Here is a 23,306-nt window from a genome sequence, read left to right as displayed (position 1 = left end):
CGGACATTCGCAACAGCACTATCAGGCGCATCCGGGGCGTGTCGTTAATTCAGGCCGGCGAGAAATGCCCGATAGCCCTGCGCGCTGCTGTCCAGCTCGTGCTGCTGAACCTGCTCTGCCGCCCCGTCCGAAGCGGCTTCCTTGCCGTAAAAGGCAAAGAACGAAGCATAGTCGGCCCGCACGTAACCGGCGGTGACTTCAAACGGCCGGAAGATTTCCTCCAGCGAGTAGCGATAGCGCCCTTCACGCGCGTAATCTTCTGCGCGCACGCCCGCCGTGACCGCCAGCGCCAGTTTCTTGTTCTGCATCTTATAGCCGCTGCGGGAACCGTAGGCCCAGCCGTAGGTGAGCACGTCGTCCAGCCATTTTTTCAGCAGCGGCGGGCTGCTGAACCAGTAAATCGGGAACTGCAGCACGATGTTGTCATGGGCTTCAATCAACTGCTGTTCTTTGGCGACGTCGATCTGCCAGTCCGGATAGGCCTGATGCAGTTCGTGCACGGTATACAGCGCCGGATAGCGGCGCAGTTCCTCCAGCCAACGTTTGTTGACCTCCGAGTTCGCCATATCGGGATGGGTCACGACCACCAAGGTTTTCATACTGAGTTCTCCAGTCAGGTGTTTCGACGCATCTTAGGGTATGCTGACAGAATGTAAAATACGCACACTCACGACACATACTTACCTTGGAGAAAGTGTAAATGACCGCAGAATCCCGCTGCAGCCCAACGGGCATCAGCCTCGAAGACACCGGCTATGGCTATACGCTGTCGGTGATCAACGGCAAATACAAAATGATTATTCTCTACTGGCTGGCCCTGTATAAGCCGGTATTGCGGTTCAACGAACTGCAGCGCTGCATTGGCACCATTTCGTACAAGACGCTGAGTTCGACGCTGAAAGAGCTGGAAAAAGATCGGCTAGTGGTGAGAAAGGAGTATCCGCAGATCCCGCCCAAGGTGGAGTACAGCCTGTCCGAGCGCGGGCGTTCGCTGATCCCGGTGATCGACATGATGTGCCACTGGGGGGAACAGCACCGGCCGGAACCGCCGGTGCCATAAGGGGTTAATTGTCCGCCGCCGCTGAGGTTGCCGGTGCGGGTTCATCGTGCTCGACCAACGCGTCTGCCGGCCGGCACTGGCGCAGCGTGCGCACGCTGCAGGCCACCAGCACGCCCAACAAGGCGGCGAACGCACCGAACGACAGCACGCTCATCAATGGGGTGAACACCCTGCCCAGAACGCCGAGCCCCAGCGCGCCGATCGAATCGCCGGTCACGTCCTGTGCGGTGCCGAGGCTGTTCACCCGCCCCAGCAGATGGTCCGGCGTGTTGCTCTGGATCAGCATGAACTGCAGAAGTGAGGCGATGGCATTGGCATAGCCGTAGCACACCAGCGCCAACAGCGCCGGCGCCAGATGGCTGAACAGCCCCAGCGATGCGATGGCGGTGAACGCGACGATCGCGGCGGCCAGGATCAGCACGCCAGGGCGAGAGAAACGCCCCACCCAACCGCTGGTCAGCGCGCCCAGCATCGCACCGAGCGGCACCGCAGAATACATCAGGCCAATTGAGGAGGCTCCAACGTGGTAAGCATCCTGCGCCAGCGCCGGGAACAGCACCCTGACGGCGCCGACGATGCTCATCAACATCCCCAGCAGCACTACCGAACCCACCACCTTATTGCGCCAGACAAACTGGAAACCGCTGGCGAGCGCGCGCAGCGGGTGTTCCGGCTCCTGCTGCTGCGGCAGCAGCGTCGGCAAGCGCACCAGCGGCACCAGGGTGCCCAGCGTCCCGGCCGCCGCGACGGCGAAAGCGAGACCGACACCGCCGAACACGATGATAATCCCGCCCAGCGCCGGCGCCAGGATCGCGCCGATGCGTACCGTCACCATGCTCAAGGCCCCCGCCGCCGCCAGGTTTTCACGCCCGACCAGCAGCGGGATCACCGCCATCAGCGCCGTCATGCCCAGCGCGCCAAAGAATCCGTCCCAGGCTGCCAGCAGGTAGAGCGCCCACAGCGACGGCGCCGGGGCGAAGGCGTTCAGACTCAGGGCGACAAAGCCCAGCCCGCAGGTGCCGCGCGCGAACAGGATCAGCTTGCGGCGATCGTAGCGATCGGCGAGTACCCCGCCCAGCATCAGGCCGATAAACATGCCCACCCCGTCCAGCGCCACCGCCACGCCCACCTGCAACGTGGAGCCGGTCATCGCCTGGATCTGAATCGGCACCCCCACCGCCAGCATGCCGAGTGAAAACACCGACAGCATGCGGGCGCAGAAAATCGCGCGAAAATGCGCATTGCTTCTCAGCAAACTGAAATCAAGAAAAAAAGAAGGTCTGGCCATAGTGTCCTGCATATCATGTTTTAGTACGGGCCGTGGCGCACGCCCCGGCCCGGCTGCGTTATACCAACCCGTATTGCCTCGTCAGCAGCGAATGCAATAGCGGCCCGAGCGTCTCCAGCGAGGCCGGCGACAGGATGTCTGCGTGTTCGCAGCCTTGGTGATGGCAGATCAACCCATCCAGATACGGCGCCCACACGGCGTTGATATCCATCTCTGGCGGCAGCGTCCGGTCGGCGACGAACAGCGTTGCCGTGCCGTGGAAACGCTGACTGCGCGCCTGAGAAAGAAGGCGCACCGCGTCGCGGTAGTTGGCGACAATGCTGTCAAACATCGCCGCCTTCTCCGCCATCAGCGCCGGATCGCCATGATCTTCCTCCATAAACTCGGCCTGTTCCTGCGCCACCTCCTTCTGCGCCTCTTCCTCGGTGGGGCCGGTCCAGTCCTGGCCTTCCGGCGGATAGGTATCCAGCATGCCGAGGAACGCCACCTCCTCCCCCTGCTGCTGCAGACGTGCGGCCATCGAATGCGCCAGCGTGCCGCCGAGCGAATAGCCCAGCAGGTAGTAAGGCCCCTGCGGCTGCAGGCGGCGCAGAGTGGCGAGATGACGATCGACCATCTGCTCAATGTCTTCGCAGGTGGCGATGGCACCATCCGGTCTTGGCGACTGCAGCCCGATGATAGGGTAGCTCCCCGGCAGATAACGGCTCAGCCCCGAGTACTGCCAGGCGAAACCGGAAGCCGGGTGCAGACAGAACAGCGCCGGGCCTTGGCCGGCCCGCAGCTGCAGGCATTCGCCGACGCCGCGGCTTTCGGCCGAGTTGGCGGCCTGCGCGTCATCAAGCAGATGCGCCATCTTCTCCAGGCTGCGGGCGAACATGATTTGCCCGACGCTCAGCGGCCGGGTGACGCGCCGACGCAGCTCCGCCGCCAGACGCATCGCCAGCAGCGAGTGGCCGCCCAGTGCGAAGAAGTCGTCGTCGGCGTACACGTTTTCACGGCCCAGCAGTTCCCCGAACAGCGCCGCCAGCAGGCGCTCGCTGTCGCTGTGCGGCGCGCGGCCGCTCTGCGGGTTCAGCTGCGGCCGCGGCAACGCCTTGCGATCCAGTTTGCCGCTGGCGCTGAGCGGGAAGCTGTCGGTCATGACATAGCTGACCGGCATCATATGCGCCGGCAAACGCGCCTCCAGCGCCTGATGCAGTACGGCGGTATCCAGCGTCACGCCCGGTTGGGCGATCAGCCAGGCGACCAACTGCCGCATATCGGCGCCGCCCAGTCCCGTCGCGCCCTCGCCCAGTTCGATGGCGTGCACCGCCGCTTGCGCTACCCCCGGCTGCGCCAGCAGCGCCTGCTCGATTTCACCCAGCTCGATGCGCTGGCCGCGGATCTTCAGCTGATCGTCGCTGCGGCCCAAATACTCGACGCTGCCGTCCTCCAGCCAGCGGGCGATATCGCCGGTGCGATACATGCGAGCGCCGTTGCCGGCGGGATCGGCGACAAACCGCTGCGCCGTCAATCCCGGCCGATGCAGATAGCCGTCGGCCAGCTGAATGCCGCGCAGGTAGAGATCGCCGGCGCAGCCGACGGGCACCGGCCGCAGCATGGCGTCGAGAATGCTCAGTTGGGTGTTCCAGACCGGTTTGCCGATCGGCACGCCGGCGCCGCTCACCGCCGCCAATGCCTCGCCGGACGCCGGTTGATAGGTAACATCGACCGCCGCCTCCGTCGGGCCATACAGGTTATGCAGCGGCGCGGCAACCAATGCCTGATAGCGGGAAGCCAGTTCACACGACAACGCCTCGCCGCTGCAGAACACGCGTTTCAGGCTGGCGGCGGCGCGCTGCGGCGCTCGTTCGTTCAGCGCCTCAACCCAGATAGCCAACATCGACGGAACGAAATGCAGCGTGGTCACGCCATAGTCGTCGATCAAGGTCGTCAGCGCCTGCGGATCGCGGTGCGCCTCCGGCGGCGCCATCACCAGACGCGCGCCGACCATCAGCGGCCAGAAGAACTCCCAAACGGAAACGTCGAAGCTGCACGGCGTTTTCTGCAGGACCACGTCCTGCGCATCAAGCGCATACTCATGCTGCATCCAGAACAGACGGTTGACGATCGCCCGGTGGTTCACCACCACCCCTTTCGGCCGCCCGGTCGAGCCGGAGGTATACAGCACGTAGGCGGGATAATCGCCGCTCCCCGCCGGTGCGCGCTGCATCGGTTCGCGCCCGCTGTCATCCAGCGCATCGAACCGCAACGTCGGCGCCAGCGCGGCAAAGCGGGCATCCAAGGCGCTCTCGGTGATAATCAGCCGTGGCTTGGCGTCTGCCACCATGTAGGCCAGCCGCTCGTCCGGATAGCCGGTATCCAGCGGCAGCCAGGCGGCGCCGGTCTGCACAATCGCCGTCAGCGCCAGGCTGAGGCGCACCGAACGCGGCAACGCCACCGCGACGATATCGCCCGGCTGAATGCCAGCCGCCGTCAGCCGTTCGGCCAACAGCGCGGCCTGGCGCTGCATGTCACGGTAGCTGAGGCTGTGCCCGGCGTCCTGCAGCGCGATGCGTTCCGGCGTGCGCCGCGCTTGCTCGGCGATCGCCTGATGCAAGGTGGTGTCCGCCACCGCCTGCCCGGTGCGGTTGACCGCCGCGACCAGCGCCTGCTCCTGCGGGGTTTGCAATTGCCAGCGCGGCAGCGGCAGATCCGGCTGCGCTATCCATTGTTGCAGCAGCGCCATCAGCCGTGCGGCGAAGCGTTCAGGCTGCGGCACCGAATCGCGGTACTCCATCAGCAGACGCAGGCGCTCGCCCGGCAGCACCAGCAGCGTCAGCGGATAGTGGGTATAGCCTTTGTTACGGATGGCATCGCAGCGCAAGGAACCTGCGCCGCCAAGCAAGGCGTCGTTGTCCGGGTAGTTTTCCACCACCAACAGCGTGTCGAACAGCGTGCCCGCCCCGGCCAGATGCTGGATCTCCCCCAAGCCCAAGTCGTCGTGCTCCAGCAGTTCAATCTGCCGATGCTGCAGTTCGGTCAGTTGATCCGTCAACGAACGGTCATGCTGCAGACGAACCCGCACCGGCAGCGTGTTGCTGAACAGGCCAACGTGTTCCTCAATCCCTTCTATCTGGCCAAAGCGGCCGGAAACCGGCGAGCCGAACACCACGTCCTGCTGGCCGCAACAGCTGGCCAGCTGCAGCGCCCAGATGCCCTGCATCAGGGTATTGAGCGTCAGCCCGCGTTCGCGGCACAGGGTCAGCAAGCGCCTTTCCTCGGCCGGCGGCAGCGTCATTTCCAGCTCATGCACGCGATCGTTATGCGATTCACCGAACAACAACGTCGGGCGCACATCCTGCAGCGTCTCACGCCAGAGGCGGCGCGAGGCGTCGGCATCCCGCGCGGTCAGGCGGCGCACGATATCGGCATAGTTCGAACGCAGCGGCGGCAACGCCTGTTCGCCTTCACGCAGGGCCTGCATCAGATCGTTGAGCACCACCGGCGTCGACCAGCCGTCGACGATCAGATGGTGTGCGTTAAGGAACAGCGTGTAGCGTTCGCTATCGCCGTGTTTGATCCGCAGCGCATGCAGCATCGCGCCCGGCTGGTTAAACAGATCGCGCTGCAGCTCTTCCTGTTCCAGTTCATGCAGCGCCTGCGCTTCTTGCTCTTCGGACAGCGGCGGCAGCTTACGGCTGTCCAGCGGCCAATGGATTTCCTGCGGTATCAGCTGCAGCGGTTCGCCCTCGCGGTTGAACCGGGCGGCCAGCTGCGGATGGCGGCGGATCACCGCATTCAGCGCTTGCTGGAGTTGATGTTCGTCCAGCTCGCCGCAGAGGCTCAGGCGCGTCAGCGAGTTATAGCTGCCGCCCTGCTGCGCCGTCTGCGCATGGAACAGCAGGCCATGTTGCAACGGCAACAGCGGCAGCGCCGCGGCCAACGGCCCGCACTCTTGCTCCCAGGCGCGCACCGTCTCATCGTCAACGTTCGGCTGGGCGATCTCGGCCGCCACCAACGTTGCCGCCGCGCGTTCGGGATGACGCGCGGCAAACTCGCACAGTGAACGCACCGCTTGCTCGATGCCGCTGTGCAGCTGCGCAATGTCGCTCTCGCTGAAAATCGCCTCCAGCCAGCTCCAGTTGATCGCCAGGCAGGCGCCGTCGCGCCGCTCTTCGACAAAGATATTCACCTCCAGGCCATACGACAGCGCCTGCTGCGCATCCTGCGCCACGGCGAAGGCGTCGCGGAAGCGGGTTTGGCTGCGTTGCGGCGTCCAGTGCCCCTCATCCTGGCTGAAACGCCCGAGGTAGTTGAACAAGATCTCCGGTGCATTGCGCTGCGCCAGCGCCGCCAGTTCGTCACGCTGCGGATGCAGATAACGTAGCTGGCCATAACCGACGCCGCGATCGGCCACCGCTCGCGTCGCCCGTTTCACCGCACGCACGGCCTCATTGTGCTCAGCGTCATGCAGTTCAATGTGCAGCGGATACTCCGCCGTCAACCAGCCGACGGTGCGGGCCAGATCGAGTCCGTCGTCCAGTTCGGCGCGGCCGTGCGACTCCAGAGAGAAACGCAGCGAAGCGGCCTGGAAACGGCGGCGGCAGGCCTGAGCCAGCGCGCACAGCATGATCTCTTCAACCTGCGCGCGGTATCCCTGCGGCAATGTGCCGAGCAGCGCGGCGGTCAGCCGGCTGTCGAGCAGCGTGCGTTTTTCCGATACGTCGCCAGTGCGATCGCTAAGCGGATCCAGCGCGCGTCGCCCCAAACGCGGTGCGCCGTCCGCCAGCATCCGCCGCCAGAACGGCAGCTCGGCTTCCCGGCGTTCAGCGTCGGCTCGTAGGCGTGCAGACCACTCATAGAGCGAGGTTTCTTCCGGCGGCAAGGTGATCGGCTGCCCCTGCATGGCGCTGTCGGCCACCTGCCGCAGCTCGTCGAGCAGGATGCGCCAGGAAACGCCGTCGACTACCAGGTGATGGATCGCCAGCACCAGCCCCAGGCTCTGCCCGTCACGCCGCAACAGGATGCCTTGCATCATGGTGCCGGCAGCCGGTTCGAGATGGTCAAGTGCGGCATCAAACGCCTGTTCCGCCGCTAACTCCAGCTCACCGGATACGTTATGAACCTGCATCAGTTCACCGCCGGCGGCGGTTTCAACCACCAACTGACCGTCGCGGATCCGCGCGCCCAGCGCCGGGTGCGCCGCACGCAACTGCTCCAGTGCATAACGCAGCTGTTCCGGCTGCAGCTCAGCAGGCACGCGCAGAAAAACCCCGTGCGCGAAGCGACGATGCATATCGCCCGTCTCGGCAAACCAGTGCAGGATCGGCAGCCCGTCGATCGGGCCTTGTTGCACGCTGCGTGCAGCCTGAGAGTCTACGGCCAGCGGCTGCATCGCCTGCGCCATGCGCGCGGGGGTGTGCAGCGCGAAGATCTCGCGCGGCCGCAGCAGATACCCTTTGCGCCGCAGGGCGGTGCCCAGCCCCATCGCCGAGATGCTGTCGCCGCCGAGCGCGAAGAAATCGTCGTCGGCGCCGATGCGATCCATCCCCAGCAGCTGCGCCATGGCGCCGCAAATCAGCCTTTCCTGCTCGGTGGCCGGCTCGCGAATGCTTTGCGCCAGCGTCTCCTGCGGTTTGGGCAGCGCCTGGCGGTCAATCTTGCCATTCACGTTAAGCGGCAGCTCCGGCATCACCACCAGGATCGCCGGCACCATATAATCCGGCAGACGCTGCGCCAGCTGCCCCAGCAGCTCGCTTTGCAGCGAGGGTGAGGCACGGCGCGCGTCATCCTGCACCGAGCAATAGCCGATCAGGCGATAGGTGGCGCCGATCGGCTCGGCGATCGCTACCGCCCGCCCCACGTCCGGCAAGGCGGCCAAGGCGCTTTCCACCTCACCCAGCTCGACGCGGAAGCCGCGCACCTTGATTTGGTGATCGGTCCGGCCAATAAACACCAGCTGGCCCTCCGCGCTCCAGCGCATCAGATCGCCGCTGCGGTACATCACCTCGCCTTCGGCGAACGGATTGGCGACAAAGCGCGCCGCCGTCAGATCCGGGCGCCGCAGGTACCCGCGCGCGATGCCTTTGCCGGAAATGTACAGCTCGCCCGCCGCGCCGATCGGCACCGGCTGCAGGCGGCCGTCGAGCAGCCAGACTTCGGTATTGGCGAGGGGACGGCCAATCACCGGCTGTTCGGCGGCCATGACCGGCGCGCCGAGGGTATCGACGGTGTATTCGGACGGGCCGTAATAGTTGTGGATCTCCACCTCCGGATGCTGCTGCATCAGGTTCCACAGCGTCGGCGTCGCCGCCTCGCCGCCGATCATCACGAACGCCGGCAGCGGGAACTGCCCCTTCAGCAGGCCGCAGTCCACCAGTTGCGAGAAGAATGACGGCGTGATGTCCAGCAGATCGATCGGCGTCTGTTGGGTTTGTTCGAGCAGCGCCCAGGGATCGCGGCGCAGCTCCTCATCGAAGATGACCAGTTCGCTGCCCATCATCATGCAGAACAGCGGTTCCCAGGAGGAGTCGAAAGAGAACGAAGCGGTATGGCCGGCGCGCAGGCGGCGCCCATGGCGAGCCTGGAATTTTTCGATCGCCGGGCCAAACAGCGAGGCCTGATGCGACAGGAACAGGTTCAGCAGCCCGCGGTGCGTGGACATCACGCCTTTGGGTTTGCCGGTCGAACCGGAGGTGTAAATCATATAGGCCAGATGCGCCTCGTTCAGCGGCGCACGCCGTTCGGCATCCGTTATCGGCGCAGCTTCGGCGGCCGCGCAGCGCGCCAGGCACGCTGCGTCGTCCAGGCACAATACCTGTGGCAGATCCGGCATATTGGCCTGCGTAGCGCGGTGGGTCAGCAACATCGCCGGCCGCGCGTCGTCGCACATCAGCGCCAGGCGTTCACGCGGGTAATCCAGATCGAGCGGCATATAGGCCGCGCCGCTGGCCAACACGCCGAACAGCGCGACCAGCGTGTCCACCGAGCGCGGAATGCCGATGGCGACCACGTCTTCCGCGCCGATGCCGCTTTCGATCAGCACTCGCCCCAGCTGCATCACCCGTTCGGAGAGCTGACGGTAGCTGAGGCGCACATCGCCACAGGCCACCGCCAGCGCCTCGGGCTGCCGCTCAACCTGGCGCAGGAAAGCGTCCATGATTGACACCATGCCCGCCGGCGGTGTCAGATGCGCGCCGCGCCCCCAGGCCGCGAGCTGCTTTAACTCCCCTTCGCCGATCAACGCCAGTTGACCGTTCGGCTGGTGCGGCTGCCGCGCCAGTTGCTGCAGCCAATGGCCGATGCGCTCCGCGTGGTGATGCAAGGTGCGCGGCGAGTATTTGGCCGGGTTGGCCACCAACGACAGCGTCAGCACGCCGTTGCGAAAGCCGATCTCAAACTCGAGATCGTCGACCGGCCCCATCGCCAGCGTATGGGTAACGGCCGCCTGGCCGTCGAAGGACAAGGCGCTGTGGTAAACCTTGACGTTGATCACCGGGCCGTACAGTTCCTGATGGCCGCCGACCAGGCCGAGATCGCGTTTGATCTGCTCCGCTTCATAGCGTTGATGGCGGCGCGCCTGTTTGATTTGCGCCACGGTCGCCTGGCAGACGTCCGCCAGCGACATCTCCGGCGTCACATTCAGCAGCAGCGGCAGCACGTTAACCACCGGGCCGACCGCCGCCAGCGCCTGGGAGCCCATACGGCGCATGAAAGGAAAACCGAGTGAAAAACGGGTTTCGCCGCTCATGCGCGCCAGATACATCGCCAGCGCCGCCGTGACGATATCGGCCGGCTGCAGCGACTGCAGCGCGCCATCGCGCAGCGCTTCGTCAAACAGCGATTCCGGCAGCACCAGCGCCTGTTTGAGCGGCCGGGCGCCCGGTTCAACCTCCCGACTCTCCGTTGATAACGACAGCGGCGACGGCAAATCGCGCAGATGCTGTTGCCAGAACTCGGCCGCCCGCCGGCGCGCCGGCGACGTTTGCCATTGCTGAAACTCTTCCACCACCTTGCCGAATGGGGTAAACGGCGATGCCGCCGGCGACAGCCCGTGACGCAGCGCGCGATAGATATCGGCGATCCGACGGGTGATGGCCTCGAAGCTGAAGCCGTCCAGGGTCAGATGATGAAAGCGCTGGTACCAGAACCAGCGATCGGCGCTGACGCGGATCACCGCATGGCGATAGAGCGGCCGTTCGCCGTCCGCCGGCAGATCCTGCGCCAGATCGTCGTTCATCAGCGCCAGCGCCGCCTGCTCGGCGTCCGGCCGCGCGCTGAAATCGAACCACTCCGGCGCCTGCACGCGTGCGGGATCGGCTATCAGCGGTAAACGCTGCACCGGCTGGCCGTCCTGCGCCTCAAAGAATCGCGCCTGAACCGTATCCGCTTCGGCCAGCCCTTGACGGATCGCGCGCTCCAGCGCCGAACGATCGATAGCGCCGTGCAGTTCGGTGTAGTGCGCCACGGCGAAGCTGTTGCGGCGCAGCGCGATTTGGTCGGCGATCCAGATCCCCGGTTGCGCAGCAACCAGCGGATAATCCCGATACTCGACCTGAGTATCCGGTAAAGAAAGCGTTTCTGACATGGTGTCTGTCCTTTCCCTCAAACGGAATATATCGATTGTGCCTGGCGCTTAACGCGCCGCATCCGCCGCTTTCAGCGCCGCCGGCCGCATGTCCTGCCAGTGCGTTTCGATGTAGTCGATGCACTCGCCGCGCGACGCCGGCCCCATCAGCACGCGCCACCCCTGCGGCGTATCGGCAAACTGCGGCCACAGCGAATACTGCTGCTGCGCGTTGACCAGCACGGAGAAACGGAGGCTTTCGTCATCGAACGGGTTTTGTTGTTCCTGAGTCATTTTCATTACCTGTCTGTCAAAATGTGGGATTACTTCATTGCGGAAAGCAGTCGGCGCACGCCGTCCACCAGGCCGCCGCGCCAGCAGAGCGCGTCATGTCCGCCGGAATACACGCGGTAGTCGGCGCGGTGCCCGGCCGCCGTCAGCGCTTGGTGCATCTGGCGATTGACGAATTCGATGTCCGCCTCCCGATCGCCGGCCTGTTGGATCACGGTGAGCTTGGGTGCCGCCGCGTTGCGCTGCCGAACCTGGCGTATCAGCCAGCCTTCCTCCAGTTCGTGGCGTTTTTCGAACTGGGTCACAAATTGCACCGTAGGCCACCAGAAGGAGCCGGACTGGCTCAGCACGTGGCCAAAGCGCTCGGGCCAGTGCAAACCGGCGTATAACGCCGCCAGCCCGCCGTAGCTCTGGCCGGCGACCACGGTGCGCGCCCCAGTCTCGCTGAACGCTTCGCGGCGCTGCGCCTGCGGCAGCAGTTCGTCGATCACCGCTTGCCAGAAGACGGCGTTGCAGGGCAGCTCGTTTTCCCGGTATTCACCATCGATCGCATCGATCAGCAACCAGCACGCGGGCGGCAACTGCCCTTTTGCGGTTTCGTTCTCGATCACCGGCAGCAGCGCATGCCTTTCGATCCAGTTTTGGCCGTCGAGCAGCAGCACCAGCGGGCGGTTCGCTTTCACCGCCGCGTCGCCGCTGGCATACAGCCAAACGCGCCGCTGGTTACCCAGCCGTTCGCTGCGCCACTGAAATCGCTGTAGCCGCGCCTCATCCAGCGGCCGATCGGCGGCCTGCCAGGCGCTTTGATCGTCGGCATCCGGCCCTTGCGCCAGGGATACGGGCCGCGGGCGATGAGACGGCCCCAGCGAGAGGCGATTCAGCGGATCGGCGATCGCCAACGGGAACAGCGATACCCACCAGGCACGCTGTTGGCGGTCGCGTAACGTTTCGTCTTCGCTGAAGACGGGGGGCAGGTCTCGCTCGGTAATAGGGATCAGGCTGTAGCTGCCGCGCCAGCGGCGATCGATAACGGCCGAGCCGTACCAAACGTCGGTGCCGGGGAGCCGAGTCAGGCTGCTGGGGGACGTGCTGTGGTGATCGGTAATGCCGTTGATATCGGCGTAAACGCGGCATATCGGCGAGTGCCGTTCATCGCCGGCGGGGTCGCGCCATAGCCAGGTCATTTTGACGTGGCGTTCGTCGAGCGCGTCGACGATGGGCGTGCCCTGCGCGGCAACCTTTTGCCACCACGCGGATTGCCCTGCCGCCTCTTCACGCAGCCATTGCGCCGCCAATCCCTCAAGGTCGTTTCCTGGCCTCTTTTCCGGCAAAAACTCCATAGCGCCCCTTACATAACATGAGTGATTTTTACAAAACCTGACAATCGTATTGATACTCATTATCATTTTCAATACTATTTGTCGGATTTTTACCGTCGTGCACATACGGCGTCTCCGCGTCGACGGGTGAATACCGCTCGCCGATATTTCGGGGTTTATCAGGGTGGCATAACACACAACGCAGGTATGCAGGAGAGATAATGAAGATTAAAAACAAAGGGATAGCTAACGGGAATGCGGAGGCGATGTCCGCCAGGCATCTGTTGCTGGGATCGGCGCTGGCGTTATTGCCCTTGGCGCAACACGCGTCTGCGGCAGCGGACGAAACGATTTTGGTGACCGCCGACGCGCAAAACAGCGTGACCGCGCCGGTCAAAGGGATCGTCGCCAAAGAGAGCGCCGCCGGCACCAAGACCGCCGCCTCTCTGCGCAAGACGCCGCAGTCCATCTCGGTGGTCACGCGCGAGCAAATGAACGACCAGGAGCCGGCGTCGGTCGCCGACGCGCTGAACTACACCAGCGGAGTGATCACCACCTACCGCGGCAACTCCAACCGCAATGACGAAGTGATCAGCCGCGGCTTCCGCTATGCGCCCAAACTGCTCGACGGTCTGCACTTTGGCCTCTCGAGCCAAAATGGCGGCGCCGGGCAGATCGACCCCTGGCTGCTGGAGCGCGTGGAGATGGTGCACGGCCCGGCCGGCGTGCTGTACGGCCAGGTCAGCCCCGGCGGCGTGGTGGTGATGACCAGTAAACGCCCTACCGCCCAGAGCATTCACGAAGTCAAATTCAGCACCGGCAACCGCCATCTGGCGGAAACGGCGTTCGATTTCGGCGGCAAACTCAACGACGACAACACCCTGTTCTATCGCCTGAACGGTATCGCCAGAACCGAGCACGAGTTCGTCAAAGACAGCAAGCAGCAACGGGTGGCCATCGCGCCGGCCTTCACCTGGCTGCCGAACGAAGACACCAGCTTTACGCTGCTGACCAGCTACCAGAACGATCCGAAAGCCGGGTCGCGCAACTTCCTGCCGCGCGCCGGCACGCTGTTCCCGACCAGCGCGGGCTATGTACCTTACGACTTCAACGTCAGCGAGCCCAGCTTCAACAAATCGCGGCGCGAGCAGGCGTCGATCGGTTACAGCCTCGAGCACAACTTCAGCGATGCGCTGTCATTTACCCAGAACCTGCGCTTCACTCACCGCGATGAAGACTATAAATATCTGGTCTATAACGTAAATTCTGACGTTAACGACCACACCGTGACGCGCAGGGCGCAGCATGAAACGCAGATGACCAACGAGTTTGGCGTGGATAACCAGCTGAAGGGTCTGTTCGATACCGGCGAGGTGAAGCACACCGTGCTGGGCGGGCTGGATTACCGCTACAGCCATAGCGATTCGAAGATGTATCGCGATCGCGGCAACGATTACCCGATCGACTGGGCCAATCCGGTTCGCCCCAGCATTGATGGCAGCGCGCTGACGCTGGTTTCCAGCGAATTGAAGACGCTGAATCAGGTCGGGGTGTATCTGCAGGATCAGCTGGAGTGGCATAACTGGAACCTGCTGCTGTCCGGCCGCCAGGACTGGTCGCAGGTCAACACCCGCGATCGCACCGCCGGCGGCAAAGAGCAGACCTACAACGATGCGCAATTTACCGGCCGTGCGGGGCTGCTTTACGCCTTCGACAACGGCATTTCGCCGTACGTCAGCTACAGCACCTCGTTCGATCCTAACCTGTATCCGAGCGCGCCGGGCGCCGATCCGCTCAAGCCGACCACCGGCAAACAGACCGAGGTGGGCGTGAAGTACCAGATCCCGGGCGGCAATACCCTGCTGACCCTCTCCTGGTTCGACATTACCCAGCGCAACGTGGCGTCCTATAACCGTCTCACCTCCGCCTATGAGCAGATTGGCGAGGTGAAATCCAAGGGGATTGAGGCGGAAGTGCACGCTCAGCCGACGCCGGAGATCAAGCTAACCGCCGCCTATACCTACACCGACGTAGTGACCAAAGACTCCAACTCGGCGGACGAAATCGGCCACAGCCCGGCGGGCATCCCGCGCCACGCGGCGTCCGCCTGGGGCAGCTACAGCTTCCTGAGCGGCGCGCTGAACGGCCTGACCGTCGGCAGCGGCGTGCGTTACATCGGCGATGCGCCGGCCGACGCCACCGGCCAGTACGACGTGCCGCACTACACGCTGTACGACGCCATGGTGAAGTATGACCTCGGTCAGGCTTCGTCGGCACTGCGCGGCGCGGCGCTGCAGCTCAACGTGCAGAACCTGACGGACAAGAAATACGTTTCGTCGTGCAGCGGCGAGTACGCCTGCTTCTACGGCAGCGGCCGCAGCATTATCGCTTCGGTCAACTACCGCTGGTAACGACAAGGGGCGGCCATCGCCGCCCCTTTCTTCCGCCTTTCTCGCCGCCTTTCTCGCCGCCTTTACTCCTGCTTCAATTCCCGCAAATGCTTGTACACCGTGGCGCGCCCCATCGACAGCACATTGGCGATGTAATCCGCCGCGCTTTTGGCCTTGAACGCCCCCTGATGATAGAGATCGCTGACCAGCCGCCGTTTCTGCTCGCGGCTCAGCGCGCCGAGCGCAGCGTTCTCGCGCCGCAGCCAGTCATGCAGGAAGGTGTTGATCTTCTCCTGCCAGTCGTCTTTGAACAGCTGTTGCGGCTGTGGCTGCAATCGCGTGACCGATAAAAACATGTCCAGCGCATTGCGGGCGTCCTCGAACATCGCGGTGCTCAGGTTGATGCACAGCAGATAGCTGGGCTTGCCCTGCTCGTCGCGCGCGGCGATGCTCACCGAACGCATCTTTTTGCCGTCCCAGTTCAGCTTTTCATAGGGGCCGGTCACGCCGGCGCCGCCATCGAGCTCGAAGTCTTCCAGCCCGGCGTCATCGCCCGGTTTGCGCTTCGACAGGTTGTTCGCCAGATAGGCAATCTTGTTGGTGGCCAGATCGTGGATCACCACTTCCGCATTCGGGAAAAACAGCGCGGCGATGCCGTCGGCGACCGATCGCAAAAGGTCGAGTTGAGAAGAAGAGTTCGGCACGCTGGGGGGTCTCCGTATAGCCCGGTTTGGTTTGCGGTTCAGCCGCTTAGCATACCGCAGTTGCCGCCGCTTGCCGAGCGGAGCGGCGGCAAGCGGCGTATCCTTCGCCGGTTATTCCGCCTCGGCGCCGCGCCGATAAAACACGTAGCTCTCGCGCGCCACGCTGTCGCGGACCCGATAGCGCCAGATCAGGCCGAGCGTGGTAAACCACAGCGGCATGCTGCACAACGCGATCAGCGTATCGCGATCGAACACCATCAGCACCAGCGTAAAGGCGAAAAATGCCAGCGTCAGCCAGGCCATCGCTACCCCGCCCGGCATTTTGAAGTGGGAAGCGGCGTGCAGATCCGGCCGCTTCTGGCGATACACCAGGTAGGCGACCAAAATCATGCCCCAGCTGTAAACCACCAGGATCGCCGCCACGGTAGAGACAATGGTGAACAGCGTCATGACGTTCGGCACCAGTACCAGCAGCAAGGTGCCGGCCACCATGCAGAAGCAGGAAAACAGCAGGCTGCGGATCGGAATGGCCGTGGTGCGCGACAGAATGCGGAACTGACCGTGGGCATGCTTTTCCATCGACAGGCTGTACAGCATGCGGGTGCTGGAATACACCCCGCTGTTGGCCGAGGACATCGCCGAAGTCAGCACCACGAAGTTGATCACCGCGGCGGCGGCCGGCAGCCCCGCCCGATCGAACAGCATCACGAACGGGCTGCTGTCCGGCGAGATGTGGCTCCATGAGGTGACGGCGATAATGGTCAGCATCGAGCACACGTAGAAGACGATGATGCGGGCCGGGATCGCGTTGATCGCCTTCGGCAGCACCTTCTCGGGGTTTTTGGTCTCCGCCGACATTGTGCCCAGCAGCTCGATGCCGGTGCAGGAGAAAATGGCGATCTGGAAACCGGCGAAAAAGCCGAAGATGCCGTGCGGCATGAAAATGGCGGGATCGGTGACGTTATGCAGCGAAGCGGTCACGCCGTCCGGCGAAGTCCAGCCGCTGAACACCATCCAGGCGCCGGTAGCGATCAACGCGACGATCGCCACCACCTTGATCATCGCGAACCAGAATTCGGCCTCGCCGAACATCTTGACCGACAGCATGTTGAACAGACACAGAAACCCCAGCGTCAGCAGCGCCGGCAACCAGGGCGAGACGTCTGGCAGCCAATATTGCACGTAGCCGCCGCACACCACCACGTCGGCAATGCAGGTTACGACCCAGCTCAGCCAGTAGGACCAGCCGAGAAAAAAGCTGGCGCGCGGCCCCAGGTATTCGGAGACAAAATCGGCGAACGAGCGGTAATCGAGCCGCGTGAGCAGCAGCTCCCCCATCGCTCTCATCACCATGAACATGAAAAAACCGACGATGGCGTAAGTCAGTACGATGGAGGTGCCCGATAGCGCGAGGGTTTTCCCGGCGCCCATAAACAGCCCGGTGCCGATGGCGCCGCCGATCGAAATCAGTTGAATGTGGCGCGCACTCAGCCCGCGCTGCAAGGTTTGGGCACAGTGAGGCCCCTCGGCTGAACCTGGGTTCAGCCGATCGCAGTGGTTTTTTGTCATGGTGTTACCTGTCCGTCGTTAAGGCGATTAAGCAACCGATGCGCGGTTGCAGCAGGAATGAAACGCCCGCGGGCGCTCTAACCGGCAAAAAAATTGAGACCAAACGCTGCCCGCCCCGTTATGACAGGGAGGTAATAATAATGGGTACCAAGAAAATGCTCTCGTGAGCCGTCGTATCGCCCACGTTTGGCGTACAAAGCCTGAGCGTGGTGGGTAAACACTACAATATCAAATGGTTATACTTTCCCTTGTGCAACAAAAAAACGACGCCGGAGCCGTTTTAACATTAATTTAACTCTGGCGAGGGGAAATGCCATTGTCAACATGGCAGTTAAATAAAATGAAACTTTTTGATCACATTCAAGCTTCTGAAAAATAGATAAAAAGGGTTTTTATGCGCTTTATATGCATAAATTATGCATGTGATCGCTCACCGCCGACAAAAAGTAATTAACTATTCATTTACCGCGCTGCAGGCGGCGAAAAACCGTCCGCTGGCCCGATGAGAGGGGGGCTAACAACCGGCATAATTAGTGGTAAATTTAGCGTCGCAAAGTGTTATGCGCTTGCTAATCCACGGTTAAACGAAATAAATACCTCTAATATATAAAGGTTGGTTATGGAAAAGCTATCCTACGCTTCAGACAGCAGCACCACCGCTTGGGCTACATATCTGCAACAAATCGATCGCGTCGCCCCTTACCTCGGTGACCTGTCACGCTGGGTTGATACGCTGCGTCACCCTAAGCGCGCTTTGATTGTCGATATCCCGCTGCAGATGGACGATGGCACCATCCGTCACTTCGAAGGTTTCCGCGTACAGCACAACCTGTCGCGCGGGCCGGGCAAAGGCGGCATCCGCTTCCACCCTGACGTCGATCTGAACGAAGTGATGGCCCTGTCCGCCTGGATGACCATCAAGTGTGCCGCGGTCAACCTGCCGTACGGCGGCGCCAAGGGCGGTATCCGCGTCGATCCGTTCAAACTGTCTGAAGGTGAACTGGAGCGACTGACCCGCCGCTACACCAGTGAAATCGGCTTCATCATCGGGCCACAGAAAGACATTCCTGCGCCGGACGTCGGCACCAACGCCAAAGTGATGGCCTGGATGATGGACACCTACTCCATGAACCACGGCACCACCATCACCGGCGTGGTCACCGGCAAACCCATCCACCTCGGCGGCTCCCTGGGCCGTGAGAAAGCGACCGGCCGCGGCGTGTTCGTCACCGGCAGCGAAGTGGCCAAGCGTCTGGGCGTGCAGATCGAAGGCGCCAAAGTGGCGGTACAAGGCTTCGGTAACGTGGGCAGCGAAGCGGCCCGTCTGTTCGTCGGCGTCGGCGCGCGCGTCGTCACCATCCAGGACCACTCCGCTACCCTGTTCAACGCCAACGGCATCGACCTGGCCGCGCTGACCGAATACCAGGCCAAGCACAAGCAGATCGCCGGCTTCCCTGGCGCCAGCGAGATCGAAAGCGAAGCGTTCTGGTCGGTTGACATGGACATCCTGATCCCTGCGGCGCTGGAAGGCCAGATCACCCGTCAGCGCGCCGAAATCCTCAGCGCCAAGCTGGTGCTGGAAGGGGCTAACGGCCCAACCTTCCCAGAAGCGGACGACATTCTGCGTTCCCGCAACATCACCGTGGTTCCGGACGTTATCTGTAACGCCGGCGGCGTAACGGTCAGTTACTTCGAGTGGGTGCAGGACATGGCGAGCTACTTCTGGAGCGAGTCCGAGATCAACGAGCGCATGGACAAGATCATGACCGACGCGATGGTCCACGTCTGGAACAAGGCGGCCGAGAAAGAGTGCAGCCTGCGCACCGCCGCTTACATCGTGGCCTGTGAGCGCATCCTGACCGCACGTAAAGAGCGCGGCATCTACCCAGGTTGATGCCCGTATCCCGGCCTGCCCCGGCAGGCCGGATTTTCCTCAGCGCAAACAGCGTTTCAACACCTTACCGGTACTGGTCATCGGCAAGCGTTCGACAAACTCGACGATACGCGGATACTTGAACGCCGCCAGCCGCTCCCGGCTCCAGGCGATCAGCGCTTCTTCCTCGATCGGTTCTTCCGTTTCCTTCAATACCACCACCGCTTTGATCTCTTCGCCCAGCGAAGGATGTTCAACGCCGATCACCGCCACCAACGACACCGCCGGGTGGCGAATCAGCGCCTCTTCAATCTCGCGCGGATAGACGTTGAACCCGCCGCGAATGATCATGTCCTTGGCCCGATCGACGATGAAATAGAAGCCGTCGGCGTCGCGGCGCGCCAGATCGCCGGTGCGGAACCAGCCGTTTTCCAGCACTTCCGCCGTCGCTTCGGGGCGATTCAGATAGCCTTTCATGATGTTGTAACCGCGCACCGCGATCTCTCCCACCTGATCGACACCGTCGATCGGTTGCCCGGTGACGTCGAGCAAGCGAACCTCCACGCCCCAGATCGGTTGGCCGATGGAGCCGGGTTTGGTCACGCGGTGCGGATGGTTAAAGGTGGCGACCGGGCTGGTTTCCGACAGCCCATACCCTTCGAGAATGTTGACGCCGAAGCGGCGCGAGAAATCCTCCAGGATCTGCACCGGCAGGCTGGCCCCGCCGGACACCGCCATACGCAGCGTGCTGCGCAGGCACTCGATATCCGTGTACTCATCCAGCGCATTCAACAGCGCCCAATACATGGTCGGCACCCCGGCGAAAAAGGTGATGCCGTGCCGTTGCATCAGCGCGATGGCCTGTGCGGCGTCGAAGCGCTCGACCAGCACCAGGGTGGCGGCGGCGGCAAATCCGGCGTTCATCTGCACCGTCGAACCAAACGTGTGGAACAGCGGCAAGGTTACCAGGTGACGATCGGGATTCGCCTCTGAGCCGTCGAACAGCCGCACCGATCCCAATGCGTTGAGCACCAGATTGGCGTGGGTCAACTCCGCACCCTTGGCCCGGCCGGTGGTGCCGCTGGTATAGAGCACCACCGCCGTGTCGCTTTCGAGCGTTGCGGCAGACGCGAACTCAGTGGACTGTGCGGCTATCGCCTGGCTGAAACGCTCCCCCTCGAGCGGCAGCCGATCGCCGATAATAAACACCTCGCGGCATTGTTCCGCCTTCGCCGCCGCCCGCAGCGCCTCTTCCCCCAACGGCAGAGTGCTGCTGCCTTCGAAACAGAACAGCGCCACCGCCGCCGAATCCGCCAGGTAATAGTCGAATTCGGCGCTTTTAAGCAAAATATTCAGCGGCACCACCACGGCGCCGCTTTTGAGGATGCCGTAGTAGATAGCCGGAAACTCCGGCCGATTTGTGCAGGCCAGCGCCACCCGTTCACCGGGCTGCACGCCGCGCGCGACCAGCAAATTCGCCACCCGGTTGGCCATTTCATTCAGCGCCCGATAGCTGAGCGGGATATCGTCCTGTATCACCGCCGGCCGCTCCGGCCAGGTACGCGCACTCTCTTCAAGCAAGGTTGCCAGATTCAGCATCGGGGATCCTCCCTGGGGTTGAGCGACGAGAAAAGCGCCGCAGTATCACGAGTATAGATAGGCGCTTTGCGGTTCGCATTCCCAGGGGGGCTGGGCTATACCTTAGGCATTCCCCCTCCTGCAGGAGTTGTGATCATGAGCAAGAAAAAGATCCTGATGCTGGTCGGCGACTACGCCGAAGATTACGAAACCATGGTGCCGTTTCAGGCATTGCAGATGATCGGCCATTGGGTGGACGCCGTGTGCCCCGGCAAAGCCGTCGGCGACTATATCCAGACCGCGATCCACGATTTTGACGGCGCGCAGACCTACAGCGAGAAACCCGGCCACCGTTTCACCCTGAACGCCGACTTCGCCGCCGCCAAAGAAGAGCACTACGATGCGCTCTTGATCCCCGGCGGTCGGGCGCCGGAATACCTGCGTCTGAACCCCGACGTGATCGCGCTGGTACAGGCGTTTGACGCCGCGAAAAAACCGATCGCCGCCGTTTGCCACGGTCCGCAGCTGCTGGCGGCGGCCGGGGTGTTGAAAGGCCGCACCTGCAGCGCCTACCCGGCCTGCGCACCGGAGGTGCGGCTCGGCGGCGGTCATTATGCGGAGATCGGCATCGATCAGGCGCACGTCGACGGCAATCTGGTCACCGCCCCGGCCTGGCCGGCGCATCCGCAGTGGCTGGCGAAGTTCGCTGAGGTATTGGAGCAGTAATGCGGCGCTAACGGAGCTGCTCGATCAGAAAATGGATGTCGTACAGCCAGCGTTTGGCGCGCGCGGAGCGCACCAGCATAGACACGCACAGCGGCCGGGTGTGTTCTTTACAGGCGGAGGGAGAAAACCAGCGCCCGGTATTGCTCGGCGGCTGGAAATACAGCTCGTGGTTATAGTTGCCGCTGTCGACGCCGAAGGTGTCGAAGTAGCGGCGCATCAGCGTGTTGGAGTCGCTGAACGACAGATTGAGCACGGTGTTAATCTCGGTTTCCGGGGTGATGGCCACGCCCTTCTGCAGCCGCCCTGATGCGTTGAAGGCGGCGATAAGCGCGATGACCTGTTGCTGAATGTCTTCTGCCATGACGACCTCGAGCCGATATGAAGAAAAAGTGAGTGCAATTACCTGTCTGACTCTGCCCGCCGCGGCGAGTTCGGGCCGCCGCGCGGGTTTTCCGTTTCTTTACACTTTCCATAAAAAACGCGCGCAGCCAAACGCCCGGCGCGCGCGGTCGAAGGTTAGCGGCTGAGCGTCGTCTTGTCGGCGATGACGCCATCCCCCTGCGGCTCGGCGGCAACCCCGCCGCCCAACACTTTATACAGGGTCGCCTGATTGTCGTACGCGGTCTGCTGTGCGGCGATCAGCGACTGCTGCGCCGTATACAGCGTGCGCTGCGCGTCCAGCACGGTCAGATAGCTGTCCACGCCCTGGCGGTAGCGCAGTTCGGCCAGACGATAATATTGCTGCGCCGCCGCCACATAGCCGGTTTGCGCCGCCAGCTGTTCCCGCAGCGTGGCTTTGCGCGCCAGCGCGTCGGCGGTTTCCTGAAATGCCGTCTGCACCGCTTTCTCATAGGTGGCGACATACAGATCTCTCTGCGCTTTGCTGTAGTTCAGTTGCGACGTGTTATAGCCGCCGCTGAAGATCGGCAGGCTGATGCTCGGGGCGAATGACCAAACGCCCGCGCCATGGCTGAACAGCGACGAGAGTTCACCGCTGCCCACCCCGCCGCTGGCGGTCAGGCTGATCGACGGGAAGAACGCCGCCCGCGCCGAGCCGATATTGGCGTTGGCGGATTTCAGGTTATGCTCCGCCTGCAGCACGTCCGGCCGCGTCAGCAGCACCTGCGAAGAAACCCCGGCCGGCAGGTCGCGCATGATCCCGCCCAGCGCGTCGATGCCGCCGGGCAGCAGGTTTTCCGACACGCTTTGCCCCACCGCTAAATCCAGCGCGTTTTTCGCCTGCGCGGCGCTGGTCGCATAGCTGGCGGCGTCCGATCGCGCCTGTTGATAAACGGTCTCCGCCGACGCCACGTCGACCAGCGACGAGATGCCGTGCTGCTGGTTTTTGCGCGTCACCTCCAGCGACCGTTTGGCGCTTTCCATCGTCTGCTGCGCCACCGCCAGATTGCTGCGCTCGGCCGCCACCGCCACCCAGTCGGTGACGATGTCGGCAATCAACGTCAGGCGGGTACTTTTCGCCGCCTCCGAGTTCGCCAGATAGGTTTCGAACGCCGCCCGCGACAGGCTGGCGTTTTTGCCGAACAGATCCAGCTCAAAGGCGCTGACGCCGGCCTGCGCTTCGTAACTCTGGCTGATGGCGGTGGCATTGCCGTTGCCGGTCAGCGAACGCCCGCGACTGCCGTCGGCGGTGGCGTTGATCGTCGGCAACAGCGCTGCCCGCTGCTCACCGTACAGCGCGCGCGCCGAGGCGATATTGGCGATCGCTTCGCGCAGATCGCGGCTGCTGCTCAGCCCCATCGCCACCACCTGGCGCAGCCTGGCGTCCTGCACATAGTCGCGCCAGGCGACGTCCGGGTAGCTCAACGCCTGCTTGCCGGCGGCCTCGCCCTGCGGCAGGTTGGCGGGCACCGGCGCCGCCGGGCGCTGGTAGTGCGGATCCAGCGACAGACACCCGCTCAGCAGCAGCGGTAAAGTTAACATCATGACTCGTTGCAACACG

The 23,306-nt window shown here is 63.2% G+C and carries 14 protein-coding genes; 4 read left to right on the top strand and 10 right to left on the bottom strand.

The genetic code is table 11. From position 1 onward, the window contains the following. Positions 1-44: 44 nt before the first annotated feature. Entirely contained in the window at positions 45-599 is a 555-nt protein-coding gene (locus ACJ8QF_RS14830; protein WP_004937942.1) for an NAD(P)H-dependent oxidoreductase, read from the bottom strand. 101 nt (positions 600-700) lie between these two features. Between ACJ8QF_RS14830 and ACJ8QF_RS14825 the strand changes: the two genes are divergently transcribed. Further along, complete coding sequence (locus ACJ8QF_RS14825) at positions 701-1,060, top strand: winged helix-turn-helix transcriptional regulator (RefSeq protein WP_004937947.1); 360 nt, start codon at positions 701-703, stop codon at positions 1,058-1,060. 4 nt (positions 1,061-1,064) lie between these two features. Here ACJ8QF_RS14825 and entS read toward each other — a convergent pair whose 3' ends face one another. From entS to fes, 4 genes are read right to left on the bottom strand one after another with little or no spacing between them, the layout of a single operon-like run. Further along, positions 1,065-2,348: an enterobactin transporter EntS gene (gene entS, locus ACJ8QF_RS14820; protein WP_004937950.1), complete on the bottom strand. Its 1,284-nt coding sequence runs from the start codon at positions 2,346-2,348 to the stop codon at positions 1,065-1,067. A gap of 58 nt (positions 2,349-2,406) precedes the next feature. After that, positions 2,407-10,917 carry an amino acid adenylation domain-containing protein gene (locus tag ACJ8QF_RS14815; protein WP_442537639.1) on the bottom strand — a complete coding sequence of 2,837 codons (8,511 nt, stop codon included), beginning with the start codon at positions 10,915-10,917 and terminating at the stop codon, positions 2,407-2,409. Between the two features lie 48 nt (positions 10,918-10,965). Then, on the bottom strand, positions 10,966-11,190 hold the full coding sequence (locus ACJ8QF_RS14810; protein WP_004937955.1) for an MbtH family protein: 225 nt from the start codon (positions 11,188-11,190) through the stop codon (positions 10,966-10,968). Between the two features lie 29 nt (positions 11,191-11,219). Then, a complete protein-coding gene (fes, locus tag ACJ8QF_RS14805) occupies positions 11,220-12,527 on the bottom strand; it encodes an enterochelin esterase (protein WP_442537638.1) in 1,308 nt (435 codons plus the stop codon). A 200-nt stretch (positions 12,528-12,727) separates the two neighbouring features. Between fes and ACJ8QF_RS14800 the strand changes: the two genes are divergently transcribed. Beyond that, the gene (locus tag ACJ8QF_RS14800) at positions 12,728-14,917 is read left to right on the top strand and encodes a TonB-dependent siderophore receptor (RefSeq protein WP_280631587.1); all 2,190 of its coding nucleotides are present in this window, start codon (positions 12,728-12,730) and stop codon (positions 14,915-14,917) included. Between the two features lie 62 nt (positions 14,918-14,979). On the opposite strand, the gene ACJ8QF_RS14795 is transcribed toward ACJ8QF_RS14800, so the two are convergent. Beyond that, complete coding sequence (locus ACJ8QF_RS14795; RefSeq protein WP_015377909.1) at positions 14,980-15,600, bottom strand: helix-turn-helix transcriptional regulator; 621 nt, start codon at positions 15,598-15,600, stop codon at positions 14,980-14,982. A 111-nt stretch (positions 15,601-15,711) separates the two neighbouring features. Then, positions 15,712-17,169, bottom strand: coding sequence for an amino acid permease (locus ACJ8QF_RS14790; RefSeq protein WP_004937969.1), 1,458 nt, complete (start codon positions 17,167-17,169; stop codon positions 15,712-15,714). Between the two features lie 619 nt (positions 17,170-17,788). Between ACJ8QF_RS14790 and ACJ8QF_RS14785 the strand changes: the two genes are divergently transcribed. Continuing rightward, positions 17,789-19,063, top strand: coding sequence for a Glu/Leu/Phe/Val family dehydrogenase (locus tag ACJ8QF_RS14785; protein ID WP_033643119.1), 1,275 nt, complete (start codon positions 17,789-17,791; stop codon positions 19,061-19,063). 39 nt (positions 19,064-19,102) lie between these two features. Here the strand turns inward: ACJ8QF_RS14785 and ACJ8QF_RS14780 are convergent, their stop codons facing one another. Beyond that, positions 19,103-20,641: a long-chain-fatty-acid--CoA ligase gene (locus tag ACJ8QF_RS14780; RefSeq protein WP_442537637.1), complete on the bottom strand. Its 1,539-nt coding sequence runs from the start codon at positions 20,639-20,641 to the stop codon at positions 19,103-19,105. Positions 20,642-20,776: 135 nt separating this feature from the next. Between ACJ8QF_RS14780 and ACJ8QF_RS14775 the strand changes: the two genes are divergently transcribed. Beyond that, complete coding sequence (locus tag ACJ8QF_RS14775; RefSeq protein WP_004937978.1) at positions 20,777-21,346, top strand: DJ-1/PfpI family protein; 570 nt, start codon at positions 20,777-20,779, stop codon at positions 21,344-21,346. A 7-nt stretch (positions 21,347-21,353) separates the two neighbouring features. Here ACJ8QF_RS14775 and ACJ8QF_RS14770 read toward each other — a convergent pair whose 3' ends face one another. Together ACJ8QF_RS14770 and ACJ8QF_RS14765 are read right to left on the bottom strand one after the other, a co-directional pair. Further along, positions 21,354-21,707 carry a DUF1493 family protein gene (locus ACJ8QF_RS14770; protein ID WP_004937980.1) on the bottom strand — a complete coding sequence of 118 codons (354 nt, stop codon included), beginning with the start codon at positions 21,705-21,707 and terminating at the stop codon, positions 21,354-21,356. Positions 21,708-21,862: 155 nt separating this feature from the next. Beyond that, a complete protein-coding gene (locus ACJ8QF_RS14765) occupies positions 21,863-23,305 on the bottom strand; it encodes an efflux transporter outer membrane subunit (RefSeq protein WP_442537636.1) in 1,443 nt (480 codons plus the stop codon). Position 23,306 lies beyond the last annotated feature (1 nt).

It is taken from the genome of Serratia sp. CY81684 (assembly GCF_052166595.1).
Taxonomy (GTDB): Bacteria; Pseudomonadota; Gammaproteobacteria; order Enterobacterales; family Enterobacteriaceae; genus Serratia; species Serratia nematodiphila.
This window is presented reverse-complemented; position numbering and strand designations above follow the sequence as displayed.